The sequence below is a fragment of the Lysobacter antibioticus HS124 genome, from assembly GCF_000336385.2.
Lineage (GTDB): Bacteria > Pseudomonadota > Gammaproteobacteria > Xanthomonadales > Xanthomonadaceae > Lysobacter > Lysobacter firmicutimachus.
On sequence record NZ_HG424442.1, the window covers coordinates 1 to 5,120 of the forward strand.

5 protein-coding genes are annotated in these 5,120 nt (G+C 71.8%); all 5 read left to right on the forward strand.

The window, feature by feature from the left end; translation table 11 throughout:
• On the forward strand, nt 1-220 hold a 220-nt coding region (locus TX83_RS23090; protein WP_186442476.1), incomplete at its 5' end, for a hypothetical protein.
• Between the two features lie 4 nt (nt 221-224).
• Nucleotides 225-2,618 (forward strand): family 20 glycosylhydrolase, encoded by a 2,394-nt coding sequence (locus TX83_RS00395; RefSeq protein WP_079247964.1) that lies wholly within the window; start codon nt 225-227, stop codon nt 2,616-2,618.
• 145 nt (nt 2,619-2,763) lie between these two features.
• Nucleotides 2,764-3,402, forward strand: coding sequence for a hypothetical protein (locus TX83_RS00400; RefSeq protein ID WP_064745927.1), 639 nt, complete (start codon nt 2,764-2,766; stop codon nt 3,400-3,402).
• Between the two features lie 201 nt (nt 3,403-3,603).
• Nucleotides 3,604-4,800: an EAL domain-containing response regulator gene (locus TX83_RS00405; RefSeq protein WP_075574906.1), complete on the forward strand. Its 1,197-nt coding sequence runs from the start codon at nt 3,604-3,606 to the stop codon at nt 4,798-4,800.
• Nucleotides 4,801-4,807: 7 nt separating this feature from the next.
• Nucleotides 4,808-5,120 (forward strand): hypothetical protein (locus TX83_RS23095; protein ID WP_222423696.1); only part of this gene is annotated, 313 nt, incomplete at its 3' end.

Below are 5,120 nucleotides of genomic sequence, written 5' to 3' on the forward strand. Positions count from 1 at the left end.
CGCCGGCCGCCGCAGGACGCCGGCCCCGCGCCGGCGTTTTGCGTTTTCGGCCGATCGCGCGGCGCGGTGCCGCGCGGCGGCCTTTTCCCGCGCGGTCTGCGTTATCGGTGACGGCCGCACCGACGACGACGCGCTCGCGCATCGCCCGACCGTTTCGTTCACGCCACCCATCGCCCGCTCGCGCCGCTGCGGCCGCGCGGCGGCGCAGCAAGGACTCTGAGCCGATGAAGACACGCACTGCCTGGACCCGCACCGCCGCCACCGCGCTGAGCCTGACGCTGGCCGCCTGCACCGGTGCCGATCCGAAAACGCCCGCCGCGACCAAGCCCGATGCCGCGGCGCCGGCCGACGCGGCGGCCGCCGTCGCCGCGCATCCCAGCGCGCTGATTCCGCGGCCGGCGCAGATGGTGCCGGGCCAGGGCCGCTTCGTGCTCGGCCCGCAGACCCGGCTCAGCGTCGCCGCCGGCGACGCGGCCGCGCGCACGGTGGCCGAAGACTTCGCCGCGCGCATGCAGCGCGCGCGCGGCTTCGCTCCGGCGATCGACGCCGCCGCCCAGCCCGCCGCAGGCGCGGTGTCGTTCGCCATCGATCCGGCTGCGCCGGCCGGCGAGGAGGCGTATGCGCTGGACATCCGCGCCGACGGCGTGCGGGTGCGCGCGCGCGCCGCCGCCGGCCTGTTCTACGGCGCGGTCAGTCTGTGGCAATTGGCCACCGCGGCCCCCGGCCAGGGTCCGACCGCGATCGCCGCGCAACGCATCGAGGATGCGCCGCGCTTCGCCTGGCGCGGGCTGATGCTCGACGTCGCGCGCCATTTCCGCAGCGTCGAGGAGGTCAAGTCGATCATCGACCAGATGGCGCTGCACAAGCTCAACACCTTCCACTGGCACCTCACCGACGACCAGGGCTGGCGGATCCAGATCCAGCGCTACCCGCGCCTGACCGAAGTCGGCGGCTGCCGCATTCCCGCCGGCGCCGCCGGCCGCGGCGAGGACGGCACGCCGCGGCCGTACTGCGGTTTCTACACCCAGGCGCAGATCCGCGAGGTGGTCGCCTACGCCGCCGCGCGCCACATCGCCGTAGTGCCGGAGATCGAAATGCCCGGCCACGCGCAGGCGGCGATCGCCGCCTATCCCGAACTCGGCGTGCGCGACGTGTTGAAGCAGGCGCCGCCGGTATCGCCGGACTGGGGCGTGCACACCTATCTGTACGGGGTCGACGAACCGACCTTCGAGTTCCTGCAGAACGTGCTCGACGAAGTCGCAGGACTGTTTCCGTCCAAGTACATCCACATCGGCGGCGACGAAGCGGCCAAGGACCAGTGGATCGCCTCGCCCGCGGTGCAGGCCAAGATCCGAGCGCTGGGGCTGAAGGACGAGATGGCGCTGCAGAGCTGGTTCGTCGGCCGGATCGGCAAGCACCTGGAGACGCGCCAGCGCGTGCTGGTCGGCTGGGACGAGATCCTGGAAGGCGGCAAGCTGCCGGCGAGCGCGACGGTGATGTCCTGGCGCGGCACCGCAGGCGCGGTCGAAGCCGCGCGCGAAGGCCACGACGTGATCCTGTCGCCGGACCGCAAGCTGTATCTCGATTACGCGCAGAGCGATCGCGACGACGAGCCCAGCGGCCGCTATCCGGTCAGCACGCTGCAGGATTTCTACGGCTTCGAGGTGATTCCGCAGGAGCTCCAGGGCGAACAGGCCAAGCGCGTGATCGGCGCCCAGGCCAATCTGTGGAGCGAGCACAAGCGCGGCTTCGACCGGGTCGAGCTGGCGCTGTATCCGCGCCTGGACGCGTTGGCCGAAGTCGTGTGGTCGCCGCAGGCCGGCCGCGACTGGAACGATTTCCAGCGCCGCCTGGTGCCGCAGTTGGCGCGCTATCGGGCGCAGAAGGTCGGCGCCAGCGACGCCGCCTATGCGGTCAAGTTCGAACTCGCCGGCGAACCCGGCGCGGCGCCGCAGATCCGCCTGTCCAACCAGACCGGCTTCGGCCAGATCCGCTACCGCACCGACGGACGCGAGCCGGACGCGAGTTCGCCGGTCTATGCCGCGCCGCTGCCGGCCAAGGCGCCGCTGGATCTGGTCGCGACCACGTTCTTCGACACGCAGCCGGTATCGGCGCCGCGCCGCTACCGGATCGCCGACGCGGCCGAATTCGGCGCGCTCGGCAGCGCCGCGCTGACGCCCTGCCGCGAGGGCTACAACCTGCGCGTGGAGGACGATGCCGCGCGCGACGGCCGCGCCGACGGCGAGCGCGCTGCGTTGACCGTCAACCTGATCGACCCGTGCTGGATCTATCCCAACGCCGCGCTGGACGGGGTCGGCCAGATCGAGGTCCGGGTCGGCCAACTGCCCTACAACTTCCAGCTCTGGCACGACACCAAGAACATCGTGACCCGCAAGGCCGAACTCGGCGGCGCGTTGGAAGTGCGGCTGGACGACTGCAAGAGCGAACCGGTGGCGCGCCTGCCGCTGGCGCCGGCGCGCGGTTCGGCCGGCATCAGCGAGCTGCGGGCGCCGCTGCCCAAGCTCAGCGGCCGCCACAACCTGTGCCTGGTCTTCGCCAGCGGCAGCCACGACCCGTTGTGGGCGCTGGACCGGGTGCTGCTGCGACCGGGCGGCTGATCGCGGCCGCGGCGCGCAAATACGCGAATCCGCCGGCCTGAAGCAGGCCGGCGGCCAGTTTATGTCAAAGAATTATGTGCGCTCGTTCATGGATTGTGCTGTGCAGCGGTTAGCATGTACGGGTAGCCAGGGGGATTCGATCTACATGCTCATCCGCAACTCGTTGTTGGCGGCGGCGCTTGCCGCGGCCCTCGTGTCCGGCGCTGCCGGCGCCCAGACCCTGTCCAAGCCGGTCGAGTTCTATTTCGACGTCGACGGACAGACCACCAAGCCGGTGATCGCGCTGCGCGAAACCGGCGAAGCGGCGATGGAACGCCTGGCCAAGATCCTCGAACGCAAGGCCAACGCGCCGGCCGAAGCGGCCCAGCTCGGCCATCTGGCGATGGACGCCGGCCGCGCCGAACTCGGCCGCCAGCTCTACGCGCGCGCGTTCCGCGATGTCGACAGCGGCAGCAGCCTGTGGCGCGCGATCAACTGGAACTACGGCTGGGACCTGTACCGCGCCGGCGCCTACGAAGACGCGTTCAAGCAGTGGACGGTGCTGCACAATGCGCGCAGCGTCAGCGCCGCCTGGATGCCGCCGACCTTCGCCGTGGCGCTGTGGCAGCTGGGGCGCAAGGACGAAGCGCTGCAGTGGTACGCCGCCGCCGTGCGCACCGAGCCGGACCTGTGGCGCGGCACCTCGCGCTACGCCGAGCTGCTGCCGGACTGGCGCGACGCCGAGCGCGCCACCCTGGCCGAAGTGCAGCAGGCCTGGGCCGCCAACCCGCCGCGCTGGCCCTGAGTGGCCGGGCCGGGCCCTCGCGCCCGGCTCCGCCACCGGCCAGGTTTCACGCGCCGCCGCCGTGCGGCGCGTAATCTGATCGGCGACCGTTCGTCGCCGCGCCCTGCGCTCGTCCGCAGACCCGGCTACAGTCGGCCTTCGCGGCCGGATGTCCGCCCCCGGGACGTCGGTCCGCCGCTGCGCACGCAGCCGAGGGATCGCATGTCGCTATCGGCCTTGAGCGTACTGGTAGTCGAAGACCACGGCTTCCAGCGCCGCATGGCCCTGCGTCTGCTGGCCGAACTGGGCATCGCCCGCCTGCACGAAGCCGGCGACGGGGTCTCCGCACTGCGTCTGCTGCGCGCGTTGCCGCAAGCGCCCGATGTGGTCGTGGTCGATCTCGACATGCCCGGCATGGACGGCATCGAATTCATCGACCACCTCGCCCATGAGCACCTGGCGCGCTCGGTGCTGGTCGCCAGCGCGCTCGACGCGGCGTTGCTGCATACCGTGCAGACCATGGCCCGCGCCTGCGGCCTGCACGTGCTGGAAGCGGTGCCCAAGCCGCTGACCCGGGCCAAGCTGGCCCAGGCCCTGGCCGGCCTGGACCAAGCCGTCGCCGCCGACGCCGACGAGGACCCCGGCGAGATCAGCCCCGACAGCGCGCGCGCCGCGCTCGATAGCGGCGACATCCAGCCCTGGTTCCAGCCCCAGGTCGAGCTCGGCAACGGCCGCGTGATCGGCGTCGAGGCGCTGGCGCGCTGGCGCCGCGGCGACGGCCGCGTGGTCATGCCGCAGCACTTCATGCCGGTGCTGGAAGAACTGCAGTTGCTCGACACCCTGACCGAACGCATCCTCGCCGGCGCCTGCACCTGGAAACGGCAGTGGGAACGCCAGGGCCTGCGCCTGAAGCTGTCGGTCAACGTGCCGGCGACCGCGCTCGACGACGCCGGCGCGGCCGACCGCTACCAGCGCATCGTCCGCGCGGCCGGCGTCGAGCCCGGCGAAGTGGTGCTGGAGCTGACCGAGAGCTCGCTGATCGCCGATGCCGCGCGCGGCCTGGGCGTGCTGGCGCGGTTGCGGCTGAAGGGCTTCGGCCTGTCGATCGACGACTTCGGCACCGGCTGGTCGTCGCTGTCGCAGCTGTCGCAGGTGCCGTTCACCGAACTCAAGATCGATCAGGAATTCGTCGCCGGCGCCGCCCACCAGCCGCGCCAGCGCGCGGTGGTCGAGGCCAGCCTGGACCTGGCGCGCAAACTCGGCCTGGACGCGGTCGCCGAGGGCGTAGAAACGGTCGAGGACTGGCAGATGCTGGCCGATCTGGGCTGCGCCATTGCCCAAGGCCGGCTGATCGGCGATGCCGTGCCCGGCGCGGAACTGCCGGCCTTGCTGGGCCGCTGGCGCCGGCCCGAGCATTGAGGCGGCGATGCTGGCCTGGCTCGACCGGATCAGCGTGCGCCACCAACTGTGGGGCTTGTTCGGCCTGTTCCTGCTGACCGGCGCCAGCGTGCTGGTCATCGACGAGGTCGAACAATACCGGGCACGCAAGACCCTGCACGCCTTGCAGGACGACGGCCTGATCGGCCTGCGCCTGCTCAAGACCGTGTCCGACGCGTACGGCCTGGACGTGGTCGACACCACCTTCCGGGTGCGCAACGGTCTGGTCGGCTGGGACGAGGGTCTGCGCCGTGTCGACGATGCGCGCCGGCGCATCGACCGCGGCTGGCGGCGGCTGCAGC

What these genes read in the sequence shown, in the direction of transcription:
- TX83_RS00405 (WP_075574906.1), top strand. Translation starts at nt 3,604, where the DNA reads ATGTCGCTATCGGCCTTGAGCGTACTGGTAGTCGAAGACCACGGCTTC.
- TX83_RS00400 (WP_064745927.1), top strand. Translation starts at nt 2,764, where the DNA reads ATGCTCATCCGCAACTCGTTGTTGGCGGCGGCGCTTGCCGCGGCCCTC.
- TX83_RS00395 (WP_079247964.1), top strand. Translation starts at nt 225, where the DNA reads ATGAAGACACGCACTGCCTGGACCCGCACCGCCGCCACCGCGCTGAGC.